Source organism: Streptomyces sp. MZ04 (assembly GCF_004684775.1).
Lineage (GTDB): Bacteria > Actinomycetota > Actinomycetes > Streptomycetales > Streptomycetaceae > Streptomyces.
Genome location: NZ_SRIC01000054.1, coordinates 19,508 through 35,310 on the forward strand (window position 1 = coordinate 19,508; position 15,803 = coordinate 35,310).

General features: G+C 70.9%; 17 protein-coding genes, 1 tRNA gene and 1 other RNA gene. 7 read left to right on the forward strand and 12 right to left on the reverse strand.

Translation table 11 applies throughout. The features are described from left to right. Positions 1-8: 8 nt before the first annotated feature. The 3 genes from tadA to E2651_RS14635 all read right to left on the reverse strand — a co-directional run bounded on the left by tadA (position 9) and on the right by E2651_RS14635 (position 1,543). On the reverse strand, positions 9-440 hold the full coding sequence (gene tadA, locus E2651_RS14625; RefSeq protein ID WP_135331565.1) for a tRNA adenosine(34) deaminase TadA: 432 nt from the start codon (positions 438-440) through the stop codon (positions 9-11). 102 nt (positions 441-542) lie between these two features. Further along, positions 543-1,115 carry a hypothetical protein gene (locus E2651_RS14630; RefSeq protein ID WP_135331566.1) on the reverse strand — a complete coding sequence of 191 codons (573 nt, stop codon included), beginning with the start codon at positions 1,113-1,115 and terminating at the stop codon, positions 543-545. A gap of 203 nt (positions 1,116-1,318) precedes the next feature. Next, complete coding sequence (locus tag E2651_RS14635) at positions 1,319-1,543, reverse strand: hypothetical protein (RefSeq protein WP_245238823.1); 225 nt, start codon at positions 1,541-1,543, stop codon at positions 1,319-1,321. A gap of 120 nt (positions 1,544-1,663) precedes the next feature. Here E2651_RS14635 and upp point away from each other — a divergent pair, with 120 nt between their 5' ends. Next, positions 1,664-2,299, forward strand: coding sequence for a uracil phosphoribosyltransferase (upp, locus tag E2651_RS14640; RefSeq protein ID WP_135331553.1), 636 nt, complete (start codon positions 1,664-1,666; stop codon positions 2,297-2,299). An 82-nt stretch (positions 2,300-2,381) separates the two neighbouring features. On the opposite strand, the gene E2651_RS14645 is transcribed toward upp, so the two are convergent. Together E2651_RS14645 and E2651_RS14650 are read right to left on the reverse strand one after the other, a co-directional pair. After that, a complete protein-coding gene (locus E2651_RS14645; protein WP_135331554.1) occupies positions 2,382-3,029 on the reverse strand; it encodes a LytR C-terminal domain-containing protein in 648 nt (215 codons plus the stop codon). Positions 3,030-3,153: 124 nt separating this feature from the next. After that, positions 3,154-3,450 carry a type II toxin-antitoxin system VapB family antitoxin gene (locus E2651_RS14650; RefSeq protein ID WP_003955420.1) on the reverse strand — a complete coding sequence of 99 codons (297 nt, stop codon included), beginning with the start codon at positions 3,448-3,450 and terminating at the stop codon, positions 3,154-3,156. Positions 3,451-3,588: 138 nt separating this feature from the next. Here E2651_RS14650 and E2651_RS14655 point away from each other — a divergent pair, with 138 nt between their 5' ends. Further along, positions 3,589-5,265, forward strand: a complete 1,677-nt coding sequence (locus tag E2651_RS14655) for a helicase HerA-like domain-containing protein (RefSeq protein ID WP_135331567.1) — start codon at positions 3,589-3,591, stop codon at positions 5,263-5,265. An 18-nt stretch (positions 5,266-5,283) separates the two neighbouring features. Here E2651_RS14655 and E2651_RS14660 read toward each other — a convergent pair whose 3' ends face one another. From E2651_RS14660 to E2651_RS14670, 3 genes are all read right to left on the reverse strand, one after another. Further along, entirely contained in the window at positions 5,284-5,868 is a 585-nt protein-coding gene (locus tag E2651_RS14660) for an HhH-GPD-type base excision DNA repair protein (protein WP_135331555.1), read from the reverse strand. A 157-nt stretch (positions 5,869-6,025) separates the two neighbouring features. Further along, the gene (locus E2651_RS14665; protein WP_135331556.1) at positions 6,026-7,225 is read right to left on the reverse strand and encodes an SPFH domain-containing protein; all 1,200 of its coding nucleotides are present in this window, start codon (positions 7,223-7,225) and stop codon (positions 6,026-6,028) included. Positions 7,226-7,238: 13 nt separating this feature from the next. Next, positions 7,239-7,502 carry a hypothetical protein gene (locus tag E2651_RS14670; RefSeq protein WP_135331568.1) on the reverse strand — a complete coding sequence of 88 codons (264 nt, stop codon included), beginning with the start codon at positions 7,500-7,502 and terminating at the stop codon, positions 7,239-7,241. 95 nt (positions 7,503-7,597) lie between these two features. Between E2651_RS14670 and E2651_RS14675 the strand changes: the two genes are divergently transcribed. Further along, a complete protein-coding gene (locus E2651_RS14675; protein WP_135331557.1) occupies positions 7,598-8,134 on the forward strand; it encodes a GNAT family N-acetyltransferase in 537 nt (178 codons plus the stop codon). Here E2651_RS14675 and E2651_RS14680 read toward each other — a convergent pair. Continuing rightward, on the reverse strand, positions 8,095-9,021 hold the full coding sequence (locus E2651_RS14680; protein ID WP_135331558.1) for a LysR family transcriptional regulator: 927 nt from the start codon (positions 9,019-9,021) through the stop codon (positions 8,095-8,097). The genes E2651_RS14675 and E2651_RS14680 overlap by 40 nt on opposite strands. 91 nt (positions 9,022-9,112) lie before the next feature. Between E2651_RS14680 and E2651_RS14685 the strand changes: the two genes are divergently transcribed. Then, positions 9,113-9,607 (forward strand): cupin domain-containing protein, encoded by a 495-nt coding sequence (locus E2651_RS14685; RefSeq protein WP_135331559.1) that lies wholly within the window; start codon positions 9,113-9,115, stop codon positions 9,605-9,607. A 197-nt stretch (positions 9,608-9,804) separates the two neighbouring features. Beyond that, a complete protein-coding gene (locus E2651_RS14690; protein WP_135331560.1) occupies positions 9,805-11,184 on the forward strand; it encodes an FAD-binding oxidoreductase in 1,380 nt (459 codons plus the stop codon). 59 nt (positions 11,185-11,243) lie between these two features. Here E2651_RS14690 and E2651_RS14695 read toward each other — a convergent pair whose 3' ends face one another. The 3 genes from E2651_RS14695 to E2651_RS14705 all read right to left on the reverse strand — a co-directional run bounded on the left by E2651_RS14695 (position 11,244) and on the right by E2651_RS14705 (position 13,826). Continuing rightward, a complete protein-coding gene (locus E2651_RS14695) occupies positions 11,244-12,683 on the reverse strand; it encodes a hypothetical protein (protein ID WP_135331561.1) in 1,440 nt (479 codons plus the stop codon). Beyond that, entirely contained in the window at positions 12,680-13,606 is a 927-nt protein-coding gene (locus E2651_RS14700; RefSeq protein WP_135331562.1) for a hypothetical protein, read from the reverse strand. The genes E2651_RS14695 and E2651_RS14700 overlap by 4 nt, the downstream gene beginning before the upstream one ends. A gap of 135 nt (positions 13,607-13,741) precedes the next feature. Beyond that, positions 13,742-13,826 (reverse strand) — tRNA-Ser (locus E2651_RS14705). A gap of 131 nt (positions 13,827-13,957) precedes the next feature. On the opposite strand from E2651_RS14705, the gene ffs reads away from it, so the two are divergent. Beyond that, positions 13,958-14,056, forward strand: an RNA gene (gene ffs / locus E2651_RS14710) — signal recognition particle sRNA small type. A 44-nt stretch (positions 14,057-14,100) separates the two neighbouring features. Next, positions 14,101-15,803: DNA polymerase III subunit gamma and tau (locus tag E2651_RS14715; protein WP_135331563.1), on the forward strand; the 1,703-nt coding region annotated here is incomplete at its 3' end.

The window sequence follows — 15,803 nt, forward strand, 5'->3', positions numbered from 1 at the left end:
CGTTTGGCTCAGCGCTCCCGGAAGAAGCGTGTGAGCTGCCCCGAGGCCTCATCCGCGAGGACCCCGTGGATCACCTCGGGCCGGTGATTGAGCCTTCGGTCGCGTACGACGTCCCAGAGCGAGCCCGCGGCGCCCGCCTTCTCGTCACGCGCTCCGTAGACGACCCGGTCGACGCGCGACTGCACGAGCGCGCCCGCGCACATCGTGCAGGGCTCCAGGGTGACGACGAGCGTGCAGCCCGTCAGCCGCCACTCGCCGAGCTCTTTCGCCGCCCGCCGGATGGCGAGTACCTCCGCGTGCGCCGTGGGGTCGCCGGTCGCCTCGCGTTCGTTGTGGCCCGCCGCGAGCACCGTCGTGCCGTCCGGGGACAGCACGACGGCGCCGACGGGCACGTCGCCGCCCCGGACGGCCAGTTCGGCCTCGGCCAGGGCGAGCCGCATGGGCGCCCGCCAGCGGTCGCGTACGGGGTCGGGTGTCTGGTCGGTTTGGTCGTTCGGGTCGTTCGGGTCGTTCGGGTCGTTCTGGTCGGTCACACCGGGAACCTAGCGGACGGTCTCCAGCACCTCCGCCGCCCCGAGGATCTCGGCGATCTCGCTGAGCGCGTCACCGGCCTCCAGAGCGAGCAGCTCCTTGTCCGGTACGCCGAGGTCGCTCAGGAGCTCCGTGTCGCCGAGCGGCCCGGCGGGCACGGCGTCGCCGCCGGACCCTTCGGCGTCGTCATCGTCGCCGTCGGATTCGGACGAGGCGTCGGAGCCGGCCGGTTCGCCGTCCTCCGTGCCGTCGAGGTCGAGGGCGTCCAGATCGACGCCCGGATCGTCGGTGCCCGGCTCACGGCCGAGCATTTCGTCGGTGAGCAGGATCTCTCCGTACGAACTACGGGCGGCCGCGGCCGCGTCCGAGACGTAGATACGAGGGTCCTCCTCACCGTCCACGCGGACGACGCCGAACCACGCGTCTTCCTGTTCGATGAAAACGAGCACTGTGTCGTCGTCGTATTCGGCCGTGGCTTCACGGGCCAGGTCGGCCAGATCCGCCAGGGTCTCCACATCGTCGAGCTCCGTGTCGCTCGCTTCCCACCCGTCTTCGGTGCGCGCGAGCAGTGCGGCGAAGTACACCGTGACTCTCCCACTGGTCATAGACAGCGCCGGTTGACGGTTTGGGTGTCCCCCCGGCGAGTTCGGGGAGCGGGGGAGTGCTGTTCAAGCCCCGCTCACTCGGAATCGTGGCAGAAACCACGGCCTGAGGAGAGGTCTTCCGCCCGCTGTGTCCGCTTCGCGTTTCCAAGACCCCTCTCCGGGGCCTGCGCGAGGGGCAGCCGCTACCAGCGGAACGTGCGCATACGCATCTGCTGACGCATCCGTGCCGCCCGGGCGCGGCGCGGCTTCACACGGTCGCGGAGCTCGCGTGCCTCGGCCAGTTCATTGAGGAACTGGGCGCGGCGGCGCCGGCGCTCGGCTTCGTCCTCGAGGTCGCTCTCGAAGTCGCTCTCGGGGGCGCCGCGCGACGTCCCGTCGGCTGCGCGCTCCGGCTCTTGCTCCGCCACAGGCCACACCACCCCAGGTCGTACGTCCACTTTCCCCCGGATGGCGGGTTTGATGCCACAGCGAGGCAGTCGGAGCGCGAGGGAGTCCGGGCGGTGCGGGGCGCGGTTACTGTTGAGGGCATGCGGATCCACGTCGTCGACCACCCGCTGGTGGCGCACAAACTCACCACGCTGCGCGACAAGCGCACCGACTCCCCGACCTTCCGGCGCCTCGCCGACGAGCTGGTCACCCTGCTCGCGTACGAGGCCACCAGGGACGTGCGCACCGAGCAGGTCGACATCGAGACCCCGGTCACGCCGACGACGGGCGTCAAGCTGTCCTACCCGCGCCCCTTGGTCGTGCCGATCCTGCGCGCGGGGCTCGGCATGCTGGACGGCATGGTGCGGCTGCTTCCGACCGCCGAGGTGGGCTTCCTCGGGATGATCCGCGACGAGGAGACGCTGCAGGCGTCGACGTACGCGACGCGCATGCCCGAGGACCTCTCAGGACGCCAGGTCTACGTCCTGGACCCGATGCTGGCCACCGGCGGCACGCTCGTCGCGGCCATCCAGGAGCTGATCAAGCGCGGCGCGGACGACGTGACCGCCGTGGTGCTCCTCGCGGCGCCCGAGGGCGTCGAGGTCATGGAGCGCGAGCTGGCGGGCACGCCGGTGACGGTCGTGACGGCGTCGGTCGACGAGCGGCTCAACGAGAACGGCTACATCGTGCCGGGACTCGGCGACGCCGGGGACCGGATGTACGGGACCGCGGAGTAGCGCTCAGCGATTGCTCAGCGATTGCTCAGCGATTGCTCAGCGATTGCTCAGCGATTCACGAGCAGCGCTCAGCAGTTCTTTTTCAGCAGTCCTTCTTGCCGCTGGACGTAGAGGGCGTCGGCTTGGGCTCGGCGAGTACCGCCAGGGCCTTGTCGGCGTCCTCTTTCTTTGCCAGATCCTTGAACTGCGTACCCAGGATGAGGTCCACCTCGCCGCCCTTGCGGGCGTCCGTCCGCTGCTCGGTGCCGGCGAGCTGGGTGCCGAGTACGGGAATCGCGGTGTCCGTGGCGGTCTTGGCGCCGAGCAGTATCCCGGTGCCCTTGACCTTCTTGTCGTACGCCTTCGTCGCGTTGCCCACCTTGCCGATGGCGAAGCCACGTTTCTTCAGCTCGTCCGCGGTGTCCTTGGCGAGGCCGCCGCGGGGCGTGGCGTTGAAGACGTTCACGGTGATCTGGCCCGGTTTGGGCAGCGGCTTCGGCGCGGGTGCCTTGGCCGACCGGGCCTCCTTGGGGTCGCAGTCGGCGCGCGAGCCCGCGGCGGTGGCCGTGTCGCCGCCCGTGAAGACGTCGATGAGCTGCAGGGTTCCCCAGCCGACCAGACCGGCGGCTACGACGGACGCGACGACCGCGAGCACGATCCTGCGGCGGCCGCGGTTCCGGCGCATACGCGGATATTTGGCCCCCGTGATGCGGTACTTGCCGCCCATGCCGGGGGGAGTGAGCATGCTCATGGGCGCAGCGTAGTGCGGCAACGCCGTGATGCCTACTAAATGATCATTGACTTGGGCCAAGGCCAACCCGAAAGGGTCAATACGGGACCGTGGCGGACCCCGGCCGGGTGCTCGGCCCTGGGGCTCAGCCCAGCTCGAGCACGCGGGCGTGCAGTACCTGGCGCTGCTGGAGTGCCGCGCGGACCGCGCGGTGCAGTCCGTCTTCCAGGTAGAGGTCGCCCTGCCACTTCACCACGTGCGCGAAGAGGTCGCCGTAGAACGTCGAGTCCTCCGCGAGGAGCGTCTCGAGGTCCAGCTGGCCCTTGGTCGTCACGAGCTGATCGAGGCGGACCGGGCGCGGAGCGACGTCCGCCCACTGCCGGGTGCTTTCCCGGCCGTGGTCGGGGTACGGCCGGCCGTTTCCGATGCGCTTGAAGATCACACGGAAAGCCTACCGGTCAAGGCTCTCCGGGCGCAGCCATGGAGACGGAGTGCGACGCTGGGAAATGACGCAGGAAACCGGTGCAAACCGGGAACACTCAAGCCGGGAACAGGGGCCGAAGTGAGCGACAGCCAGCCGATGCCGTCCACGACGGGGGTCGCGAACCCCTCCAACGAGTCTTCGCCTGTCACGGGGCTGACGTCCGGAACTGGGGCTTCCGGTGGGACTTCCGGTGGGGCCTCCGGTGGGGCCTCCGGTGTGGCTTCCGGCCAGGCCCTGCCCCAGGAGGCCCTGGAGATCGTCTCCGGGTACGCCTTCGCCGGGCCCGCGCTCGATCTGGGCGCGCTCCTGTGGGACGGGCGGTGTCTTCCCGACGCGCAGATCCGCATCCCGCTGTCGATGCTCAACCGGCACGGGCTCGTCGCCGGTGCCACCGGAACCGGCAAGACCAAGACCCTCCAGCTCATCGCCGAGCAGTTGGCCGCGCAGGGCGTTCCGGTGTTCCTCGCCGACATCAAAGGCGATGTGTCCGGGATCTCGGCGCCCGGCGAAGGCGGCGGGAAGGTCGTCGAGCGGGCGGGGGAAGTGGGGCAGACGTGGGAGGCGAAGGCCTTCCCGAGCGAGTTCTACGCGCTCGGCGGGATCGGCACCGGCATTCCGGTGCGGTCCACGATCACGAGCTTCGGGCCCGTGCTCCTGTCGAAGGTGCTGCAGCTCAACCAGACCCAGGAGCAGTCGCTCGGGCTGATCTTCCACTACGCCGACCAGAAGGGCCTCGAACTCGTCGACCTGAAGGATCTGCGGGCCGTGGTCACCTTCCTGACCTCCGACGAGGGCAAGCCGGAACTGAAGGGCATCGGCGGCCTGTCGACGGTGACGGCCGGGGTCATTCTCCGGGCGCTCACCGCCTTCGAGGCGCAGGGCATGGGGGAGTTCTTCGGGGAGCCGGAGTTCGACACGGGCGAGTTCCTGCGGGTGGCGGAGGACGGGCGCGGCGTCGTGTCGGTCCTCGAACTGCCCGCCGTGCAGGACAAGCCGCAGCTGTTCTCGACGTTCCTGATGTGGCTGCTCGCGGATCTCTACAACGACCTGCCCGAGGTGGGTGATGTCGAGAAGCCGAAGCTCGTCTTCTTCTTCGACGAGGCGCACCTGCTGTTCAGCGGGGCCTCGAAGGCGTTCCTGGAATCCATCACGCAGACGGTGCGGCTGATCCGTTCGAAGGGCGTCGGCGTCTTCTTCGTGACGCAGACCCCGAAGGACGTACCCGGCGACGTCCTCGCCCAGCTGGGCAATCGCGTCCAGCACGCGCTGCGGGCGTTCACGCCGGACGACGAGAAGGCGCTGAAGGCGACGGTGCGGACGTTCCCGAATTCGGCGTACGACCTCGAGGAGACGCTGACTTCGATGGGGACGGGGGAGGCGGTGATCACCGTACTGAGCGAGAAGGGCGCGCCGACGCCGGTGGCGGTGACGCGGCTGCGGGCGCCGGAGTCGCTGATGGGGCCGGTGGCGCCGGAGACGCTGGAGGCGGCGGTGAAGGGGTCTTCGCTGTACGGGCGGTACGCGGAGGCGGTGGACCGGGAGTCGGCGTTCGAGCGGCTGACGGCGGAGAAGGCGGCGGAGCCCGCGGAGAAGCCTGCCGAGAAGCAGAAGCAGAAGCAGAAGCCGAAGCAGGCCAAGGAGCCGGAGTCCGGATCGATGGTGGACCAGGTGGTCGGCAGCGGGATGTTCAAGTCGCTGGCGCGCTCCCTGGGGACACAGATCGGCAGAGAGATCTCCCGCTCGGTCTTCGGCACGGCGAAACGCCGCCGCTAGGCCCCCCGGGGGGTTCGGTTACTTGCCGGAGGCCTTCGCGGCGGCCTTGAGCTGCTGCTTGTGGGTGCGGACCTTCTGGAGGGACTCCGGGCCCGTGATGTCCGCGACCGAGCGGTACGCGTCCGCCTCGCCGTACGCGCCCGACGCCTCCCGCCAGCCGGTGGGACGTACGCCCAACTGCTTGCCCAGCAAAGCGAGGAAGATCTGCGCCTTCTGCTTCCCGAAGCCGGGGAGTTCGTTCAGGCGCTTGAGGAGGTCCTTGCCGCTCGCGGCGCCTTCCCACACGGCGGTGGCCTCACCGTCGTAGTGATCCACCAGGTACTGGCACAGCTGCTGGATCCGCTTGGCCATCGACCCGGGATAGCGATGCACCGCCGGCTTGGTGGAGAGCAGCTCCGCGAACGCCTCGGGGGCGTACGCCGCGATCTCGTGCGCGTCCAGATCATCCGCGCCGAGCCGCCGCGCGATCGTGTACGGGCCCGAGAACGCCCACTCCATGGGTACCTGCTGGTCGAGCAGCATGCCGACGAGCGCCGCCAGCGGACTGCGCCCGAGCAGCTCGTCCGCGTCCGGCTGCTGGGCCAGGTGAAGAGTCACGTCCATGTCTCGATGATCTCCCGCGGACAACGGCTCCGCACGCCCGCCCCCGCAGCCGGGTGCGGTGCTGGTGCCCCTCCGGCTGGCGGGTCCTAGTTACGCGAGTGGCCCGTCGCCGGGTGCGTGATCGAGCCCGGCGGCGGGCCACTGGCCGTACAGCGTGCTATTCGATCTCGACCGGGCCGTCGCTCTTGCCGCCGCCGTCCGCGTCCTGGTGCTGCGCGGGCGCCCCCAAGTACCGCTTGAGGTCGACGGATTCAGCCGCGTCCGAGCCCGTTCCCGCCGGCGTCCCCAGGTTGTTCCGTACCGACTCCAGGATCGTCAGGCCCTGCCCGACGAGTCCGGCCGCGATCTCGCCGAGCCCGTCCGCCCCGTTCAGTACGTTGACGTTGGCGCCGGAGAGGCCCGTCGCCGCCTCCTTCACGATCAGCGGCAGCTGGTCGATCAGCATCCGGTCCAGCGCCACACGGTCGTACGAAGCCGCCGCCTCCGCCTGGATCTTCATCCGCTCGGCCTCGGCGAGGGCGAGGACCCTGATGCGCGCGGCGTCCGCCTCCGCGGGCTTGACCACCTCGGCGACCAGCTGCTGCTGGCGCAACTGGGCGGCGCGCTCGGCCAGTTCGGTACGCGCGTCGAGCACCTCCTGCTGGGCGTGCGCCTCCGCGAGGGGGCCCGCCTGGGCGGCCTTGGCCTGGGCGCGCTCGACCTCGGCGGAGTACTCGGCCTGTACGATCGCGGTCTGTCGCGCGTACTCGGCCTGGTTCCGCGCCGCCTCCTGCTCGGCCTCGGACGAGGCCTGGGTGGCCTGCGCCTGGGCGATCAGGGCCTGGCGCTGGATGGCGGCCTTGTGCGGGGCGGACATCGCGTCGATGTAGCCCGTGTCGCCGTCGTCGATGGACTGGATCTGCAGCGAGTCCACATGCAGGCCGATCTTCGCCATCTCCGACTTCGAGGTGTCCAGGACCTCGATGGCGAGCTTCTGCCGCTCCGTGACGATCTCCTCGACGGTCATGGAGCCGATGATGGAGCGGAGATGACCGGCGAAGATACGCCCGGTCAGGACGGACATCTGCCCCTGGTCGGAGAGGAAGCGCTGCCCCGCGTTGACGATGCTCTCCGTGTCGTTGCCGACCTTGAACGCGATGACGGCGCGCACGCTCAGGGCGATGCCCTGCCGGGTCACGCAGTTCTCGACGACCTCGGCCTCGCACATCGACAGGGTGAGGAAGCGGGTCTTGCGGAAGACGGGCAGCACGAACTTGCCATGCCCTGTCACCACCCGGAACGGGGCACCCCCGAGACCTCGCCTGCCGCCCGAGATCAGCATCGCCTGGTCAGGGGCGGGAACGCGGTAACCGAACATGGATCGACTCTCCTCAACTGGCGTCGCCGGCGCCGTCGCCGGTCAACGCATCCAACGGGTCCAATGGGTCAGCCCACTTGATGACATCGACCTGGCGGCTGCCCCGCGACTCGATCACGAGCACGGCGGCGCCGTGCGGCAGCGGCTCGTCGGACCAGGCGAGAAACGTCTCGGAACCCCCTCGGATCCGCACCAGGACCTCGCCGGGCCCCGCGGATCCGCGGGTGCCGATGACGAGTTCACCGGTACAGCCGATCACAGCCTCATCCGGCGCCACCACTTCGCGGCCGCCTCCCCCGTGTCATGCAGGCTCTGTTCGCCTCCGACTTTACGCGCCCGGTGTGCCTGCGGCCCATGTGCTTGCATACGTCGATGAGTCCCGCCCGAGACCTTCGCATCCGTCCCCGTCGCGCCTCCGACCTCGATGCCTGTGCGCGGGCGCTCGCCCAGGTGCACGCGCTCGACGGCTACCCGACCGACTGGCCGGAGCGGCCCGCCGACTGGCTGGCCACGGCCGACCCCGTCGGTGCCTGGGTCGCCGAGCTCGACGGGCGGATCGCCGGGCACATCGTGCTCTGCCCCAGCGAGCCGGACGATGTGGCGCCCGAACTGTGGGGCAAGCGCGGGAGCGGGGAGGCGGCCGCCGTGGTCAGCCGGCTCTTCGTCGCACCGGAGGCCCGTGGGCACGGGATCGGCGCGCGGCTCCTGGAGCGGGTGGTGGCGGAGGCCGGGGAGCTGGCGCTCCACCCGGTCCTGGACGTCGTCGCATCCGACACCTCGGCGACCGCGCTCTACGAACGTACGGGCTGGCGCTTTCTCGGCACGGGCGAGCAGCACTGGGGCCCGCGGCGGAGCGTCACGGTGCGGTGTTACGCGGCACCGGCCCCTTCCGCCGCGGGCCGCAGCTGAGCCACCGCGTCCCGCAGCGCGCCGACAAGTCCCCGCAGGGCGGGACTGTCCGGCGCGCCGCCGCGCACCGCCGCGTAGATCGAGCGGACCGGCACCGGGTTGTGGACCGGGCGTACGGCCACGCCGGAGTGGTGGCCGTCCAGGCCGAGTTGGGGGACGAGGCTGACGCCGAGACCGGCGGCGACGAAGCCCTGCGCCGTCGCGTAGTCGCCGCTCTCCACCACGAAGTCCGGGCTGTAGCCGGCCGAGCCGCAGGCTTCGAGGATCGGGTCGAGGCAGGGGCCCGGCGATTCGCTGGCGACCCACGGCTCCTCGGCGAGGTCCGTCAGTTCGAGCAAGGGCTTGGCGGCGAGACGGTGCCCCGCGGGCAGCACCGCGTGGTACCGGTCGTCCAGAAGATGGATGAACCGCACGCCGTCCACGTCGAGTTGGCCGCCGGGCCGGACCACGAGCGCGATGTCGGCCTGCCCGCCTTGCACTTCCGGCATCGGATCGTCCGGGTCGGACAGCTTCAACTCGACCTTCACACGCGGCTGTTCACGCCGCAGCGCGGCGATCGCGGGCGCCACCAGGGCCGTGCCCGCCGTGGTGAAGTACCGCATCGAGACCCGCCCCGTCCGCCCGGCCCGCAGCTCGGCGAGCGCGGTCTCCGCCTCGGCGACGTGCTTGCCGATGGCGACGGCGTACTCGGTGAGCAGCCGCCCGGCGTCCGTGGGCCGCACCCCGCGCCCGGTCCGCTCAAGGAGGGCGATGCCCGCCTCCTTCTCGAGGGCGGCCATCTGCTGGCTGACCGCGGAGGGCGTGTACCCGAGGTTCCGTGCGGCGGCGGTGACGGAGCCACTGGTGACGACCGCCCTGAACACCTGCATACGCCGGATATCAAGCATGCAGCACAGCTTAACTCCGGCCTGGGATCCTTGCGTTGTCCTACTGCAACGGCACGTTTCACGAACGAAGAACGAAGGAGAGGAGCCGAAGATGTCCTATCCGGAACCGCGCTACCTCGGTGAAAAAGGCGAAGTCAACGCGGTGTTCAGGCCGGCCGACCAGGAGCCCGAGCTGGTCGGCCCCGGCGGCGATCGCACGCACTACCTCGCGACCCATGCCTCCACCGGCGGCGAATTCGGCCTCTACAAGGTGGACATGGGCCCCAAGTCCCCGGGCCCGAGCACTCACTTCCACAAGTCGATCTCGGAGTCCTTCTTCATCCTGTCCGGCCACGTCCAGCTCTACGACGGCGACCGCTGGATCACCGCGGGCGCGGGTGACTTCCTCTATGTGCCGGTCGGCGGACTGCACGCCTTCAAGAATGACAGCGACGACCCCGCCTCCATGATCATGCTCTTCTCGCCGGGCGCCCCGCGCGAGGAGTACTTCGAGAAGGTGGCGGAGATGGCGCAGCGGGGCGGCAAGGAGTTCGGGGATTTCCTCCTCAAGCACGACAGCTTCTTCATCGACGAAGAAGCTGGATGAGAGCTGTCTGCGACTCCGGATGAGAGCCGCCCCGACGGTGGCGGGCCCCGCGCGAATTGCGGGCCCCGCCGCCCGGCGGGATGCTGGAGAGGTCAGCTCTGCGGCTGACGGGGGGCGCCAGGACGCCGGCGCACGAGCCCGGGTGGGGCAGCGGTCCGCGTATCGGCGTATCGGCGTATCGGCAAGGAGCGACCGTCATGGACGGCACCATCCTCGACGACATGAGAAGTGCTCTGCGCGGCCCGGTCATCGCCGCGCAGGACCCCGCGTACGACGAAGCCCGCAAGATCTACAACGCGATGATCGACAGGTATCCGGCCGCCATCGTGCGCTGCTCGGACGCGGCGGACGTGATGGCCGCCGTCGACTTCATCCGCGACCGCGAGCTCGAGCTCGCCGTCCGGGGCGGCGGCCACAGCGGCGCGGGGCTCTGCGAGGTCGACGACGCCGTCACCATCGACCTGTCGCCCATGCGCTGGGCCCGCGTCGACCCCGTCGCGCGGACGGCCCGCGTGGGCGGCGGCAGCCAGCTCGGCGACCTCGACCACGCGGCCCACGCCTTCGGCCTCGCCACCCCCGCCGGAATCATGTCGACGACCGGCGTCGGCGGCCTCACCCTCGGCGGCGGCCACGGCCACCTCACCCGCAAGTACGGCCTGACGATCGACAACCTCGTCGCCGCGGACGTCGTGCTCGCCGACGGCAGCTTCGTCGTCGCGAGCGAGTCGCAGCACCCCGACCTGTTCTGGGCCCTGCGCGGCGGCGGCGGAAACTTCGGCATCGTCACGTCGTTCCGCTTCCGCCTGCACCCGGTGGGCGACGTGGTCGTGGCGGTGACCTTGTGGCCGGCCGACCAGACCCGCGAGGTGCTGCGCTGGTACCGCGACTTCCTGCCCCAGGCGCCCGAGGACCTGAACGGCTTCTTCGCCGCGCTCGCCGTGCCGCCCGCCCCGCCGTTCCCGGAGGAGATCCATGGCCAACGGATGTGCGGCGTCGTGTGGTGCTGGCTCGGCGACCCGGAGGACGCCGACGCGGCCCTCGCCGCCGTGCAGGAACCGGGCAAGCCGATCTTCCACTTCACGGCACCGATGCCGTACCCGGCGCTGCAGAGCATGTTCGACGAGCTGATCCCCACCGGCCTGCAGTGGTACTGGCGCGGCGACTTCTTCGACCGGATCACCGACGACGCCGTCGACGTGCACGCCAAGTACGCCGAGAACCTCCCCACCGACCTGTCGACCATGCACCTCTACCCCGTGGACGCCGCCGCCGCCCGCGTCGACCCGGAGGACACCGCGTGGTCGTACCGCGACGCGGTCTGGTCCGGAATCATCGGCGGCGTCGACCCCGACCCGGCGAACGCGGAGACGATCAGACAGTGGTGCGTCGACTACTGGGACGAGCTGCACCCGCACTCGATGGGCGGCGCCTACGTGAACTTCATCGGCGAGGGCGAGAGCCAGGACCGCGTGAAGGCCACCTACCGCGACCACTACGCCCGGCTCACGGGCATCAAGAACGCCTACGACCCGACCAACCTCTTCCACGCGAACCAGAACATCGAGCCGGACCGCTGACCTGGGCGCGAAGAACGTAGAAGGGCCCCACCGCGAACGGTGGGGCCCTTCGAACGCGTTCACCAGTTGGGGTCGAGAACGAGCGGGCTGTCGTCGGCCGATATCCACGTATCGAACTCGTCCTGGGACGTGAAGATCGGGCGCCCCGCTACCTGGCCCGTCAAGGCGGAGAGAGCGGTCAGGGCCGTCGTCGGGTCGGACTGGCCCATGCGTTCGCGTACGTCTGTCAGGTGCGGCAACACCACGGCGGTGGCGTGCGTAGCCCGGCCGAGGCGGGCAGCGGCCGAACCCAGCAAACCGGTGGTCAGGGCTGCCGTGAGCAGCTCCCGTTCGATGGTCCGCGTGTCGGTCTCGCCGTGGCTGCGTGCCGCCACCAGGGCGCTCTGCAGGCCCTGGACGATCAGTGTGCCCGCCGCCTGGCCCACGAGTCCGCCCACCAGTGCCCCTACGACAGGGACGGGTACCACCGTCTGGGCGAACGCCCCGCAGGCCCAGGCCAGGCTCGTGCCGAGCGTTGCGGTGCTGCTCCGAGCGGCGAACTCACCTGCGTCGATCCGGCCCCGTGCCAGTTCGAGCCCCGCCTCCGCCACGGCGTACGCGGCTCCGGCGGTGGCGAAGGCCAGCTCCCCGCCACCGAGCACGGACGGCAGTCTTCCGGCCCTGGCGGCACTGCGTACCAGGGAACTGAGCCCGGCCACGCTCCCCGAGCGCACCGCGCCCTGGGCCGCGGCGGCGGTCGCGGTGAGCGCGGCGGCAGCAGCGGAGGTGTCATTCGCCCGGACCCGTGCCAACTGCTCGGCGGCCGACGTGGCCCCGGAGACCAGGCCGCCCACCGCTGCCCCGAAGGCTCCGGCGGCCAGCGCCTCGGCTCCCGCGGCCCGCACCGCCTCGCCCCTGGCCCAGCGCACGGGGTCGAGGGCCGAGCGATGGGCGTCGTCGAGGTCCACCGGAGCAGAGGAGACCCCGCCGTACTCGAGCCGGTCCGTCAGATGGGCCCGGGCATCGGCGTAGTCGGCGAACCGCACGCCCTCGGGCGCCATCGTGAGCCGACGCTCCAACAGGCTGTCCACCGCCGCGACCCGGTCGCCCGCCACCAACCGAGCCATCCCGTCGTACTGCGGCCGGGCCACGGCATGGGGGGTCGCGGGAGCCCGGCCCATCAGTTTGGCCTGTACCCGGCCCACGAGCCTGCCCCGGTCGAGCAGGTGGAGATCGGCGGCGGCGGTCTGCGAGCCGTCCGCCGCCCATTCGGTGACCACGGCCCGGAACGGGGCGCCCGAGCGGATCGCTCGCTGGTTGAACGAGAGCGCGTGCCGCAGCTCGAAGAGATGGCCCGCGCGCTGGGCGTTGCCGTGGTTCGCGTACCGCTGGGCCAGCCGTTCCACGGTCTCCCGCGTGCTCAGCGTTTCAACGGTGGCGGCGGCGAGCCGTCGCGTCGCCGCGTCTGCCACGGTCCAGGCGGCTTGGTCGGCAGCGCCGGGAAGGCCCGTACGGCTCACGCGGCCGGGGCCAGTTCACGCAGCCGTGCTCTGGCGTTCGTGACGGCGTGGGCGGACAGCTCGCTGACGCGGCCGTCCTCCCCGGCAGGTGCGGCGCCCATCACCGTGACGGTAAGACAGACGAGATCGAACATCTCCTTGACCTGGGCGCGCTGCCGCGCGTCGTACGAGCCGTAGTCGTCGTCGCCGTCAACCAGTGCGACGAAGGCCACCAGCCGCTCCTGTACGGCTGTGCTCAGCTCGCGCAGCACAAGGCGGAGCTCCCTGCTGCGCCGGAACACCTCGGACAAGGTGCGCCGGGCCTCGGTCAGCTCCGTCTCCGCGAGGTCCAGCTCCTCGGCGATTTCTTGCTGGTCGCGCCTGGCGCCGCGGCCCCGCCATTCGAGGAGGGCGCCGGTCACGACGAGTGCGGGGAGTGTGAACGTCAGGGCAAGTACGGCCGTCCCCGCAGCGACTCCGCCGCCGCCTGCGGCGAGCGAGCCGCCGCCCAGCCAGGCGAGGGTGGCGCTGCCGGCAGCGGCACCGGACAAGCTGGAGATGGCAGTTCCGGTGGAGGCCGTTGCGAAGGTGCCGACGGCCAGATAGGCGGCGGCGCTGACGCCGGCGCCGGTGACCGCGCCGCCTGCCAGCGCGCCGACGGCGGCCACGGCGACCTGCCGCAGCTCCCGCAGTTCGACATCGACCACCGAGCGGCCGACAGGTTCCACCGATTCCAGTTCGGCCAGATCCACCCGCTTCAGGCGTTGAAAGGCGGCGGTGAAGGGCATCAGGGCCTGCTCGTGGACGGCCCGTCGGCGTTCCTCCTGGAAGGAACTCTCCTGGGCGATGTGCCGGTCGAGCTTCTTCCTGCGGGCACGCAGCCGCTCACCATGCCGCTCGTTCTTCCTTGCGAGGACGACGGCGTCGTACAGGGCGACGGCCACGGAGCATCCTCCCGTTGGACCCAGGACCTGGAAAGGGCCAACGTAGCCCGTCGGCTGGTGGCTCAACACCGAGAGAACGACGAAAGTCCCGACCGCTGTGCGGTCGGGACTTTCGTCTGCCCAAGTGGGCGAGTGCGGAGGATACGAGATTCGAACTCGTGAGGGGTTGCCCCCAACACGCTTTCCAAGCGTGCGCCCTAGGCCACTAGGCGAATCCTCCGCCGCAAACAATACAAGACGTTGGGGAGTGCTCGCGAACACGATCCCGAGGTCGTCGTCGTGATCGTCTCCGGAGCCGTCACCGGTCGGGACCGGCTTCGCTTCCGGGCCGGGGGATCAGCTACTGTGGGGGCCAGCCCCTCACGTGGCGCTATCTGACTGAACTCCCCCAGGGCCGGAAGGCAGCAAGGGTAGGTTGGCTCTGGCGGGTGCGTGGGGGGCGCTTTGCGTTGGGGCGGTCCGGGTTGTCAGTGGTCGCCTATAACCTCGTATGCGTGTCGTCTCTCGCGCTGTACCGCCGTTATCGCCCGGAGTCGTTCGCCGAGGTCATCGGGCAGGAGCATGTAACCGACCCGCTGCAGCAGGCGCTGCGAAACAACCGGGTCAATCACGCCTACCTGTTCAGTGGCCCGCGCGGCTGCGGCAAGACGACGAGCGCGCGCATCCTGGCCCGCTGCCTCAACTGTGAGCAAGGCCCCACCCCCACGCCCTGCGGCGAGTGCCAGTCCTGCCAGGACCTGGCGCGGAACGGCCCGGGTTCGATCGACGTCATCGAGATCGACGCCGCTTCGCACGGAGGCGTGGACGACGCCCGTGACCTGCGAGAGAAGGCCTTCTTCGGCCCGGCGAGCAGCCGCTACAAGATCTACATCATCGACGAGGCGCACATGGTCACCTCGGCGGGCTTCAACGCCCTGCTGAAGGTGGTCGAGGAGCCGCCGGAGCACCTCAAGTTCATCTTCGCGACCACCGAGCCCGAGAAGGTCATCGGCACGATCCGGTCGCGTACGCACCACTACCCCTTCCGCCTCGTGCCCCCGGGGACCCTGCGGGAGTATCTGGCGGAGGTCTGCGGCCGCGAGCAGATGGCAGTCGAGGACGGTGTGCTGCCGCTGGTCGTGCGGGCCGGCGCCGGTTCCGTGCGTGACTCGATGTCCGTCATGGACCAGCTGCTCGCCTCGGCGGCATCGGACTGTGTGACGTACGCCATGGCGACGTCCCTCCTCGGGTACACCGACGGGTCGCTGCTCGACTCCGTGGTCGAGGCGTTCGCCTCCGGGGACGGGGCCGCGGCCTTCGAGGTCGTCGACCGCGTCATCGAGGGCGGCAACGACCCGCGGCGCTTCGTCGCCGACCTCCTGGAGCGGCTGCGCGACCTGGTGATCCTCGCCGCCGTCCCGGACGCCGCCGAGAAGGGGCTCATCGACGCCCCCGCCGACGTCGTCGAGCGGATGCAGGCCCAGGCGGGCGTCTTCGGAGGCGCCGAGCTGAGCCGCGCCGCGGACCTCGTGAACGAGGGGCTCACGGAGATGCGGGGGGCGACCTCGCCCCGGCTGCAGCTCGAGCTGATCTGCGCGCGCGTGCTGCTTCCTGCGGCGTACGACGACGAGCGTTCCGTCATGGCCCGGCTCGACCGCCTTGAGCGCGGCGGCAACTTCATGGCGGGCGGCGGCCAGGGCGCGGCTCCCGCGATGGCGTACGCACCCGGGCCCGAGGCCCACGCGGGCGTGCAGCAGCAGCCCGGAGCCGCCATGCCCGGGCCGGCCGTGCCTTCGGGGGGCGGTCCTGCCGCCGCGCGCGCGGCGGTGCGAGGCTCCGGGGCGCCACAGACCGGCCAGGCTCCGGACGCGGTCGCCCAGACCGAGCCCCAGTCTCAGTCCCAGCCCCCGCAGGCGGCACCACAGGCACCCCCGGCGGCCGCCCCTCCCGCTCCCGCTCCTGCTCCAGCTCCCGCTTCCGCCGCTGCGGCCGGTGAGCGGCGGCCCGGGGGCTGGCCGACGGCTTCCGCACCGGGCAGCGGTCCGGCACCCGCGGCCGCCCCCGCGCCCCCGGCCGCCGCTCAGGAGGCGGCTCCGCGACCGGGCGGCTGGCCCACGGCCGCGTCCGCGGGAAGCGGCGCCCCTGCGGCTCCGCAGCCCGCCCAGCCGGCTCCGGCGCCGACAGCGGTACCGGCCGCGCAGGCGCCGGCCCCCATGCC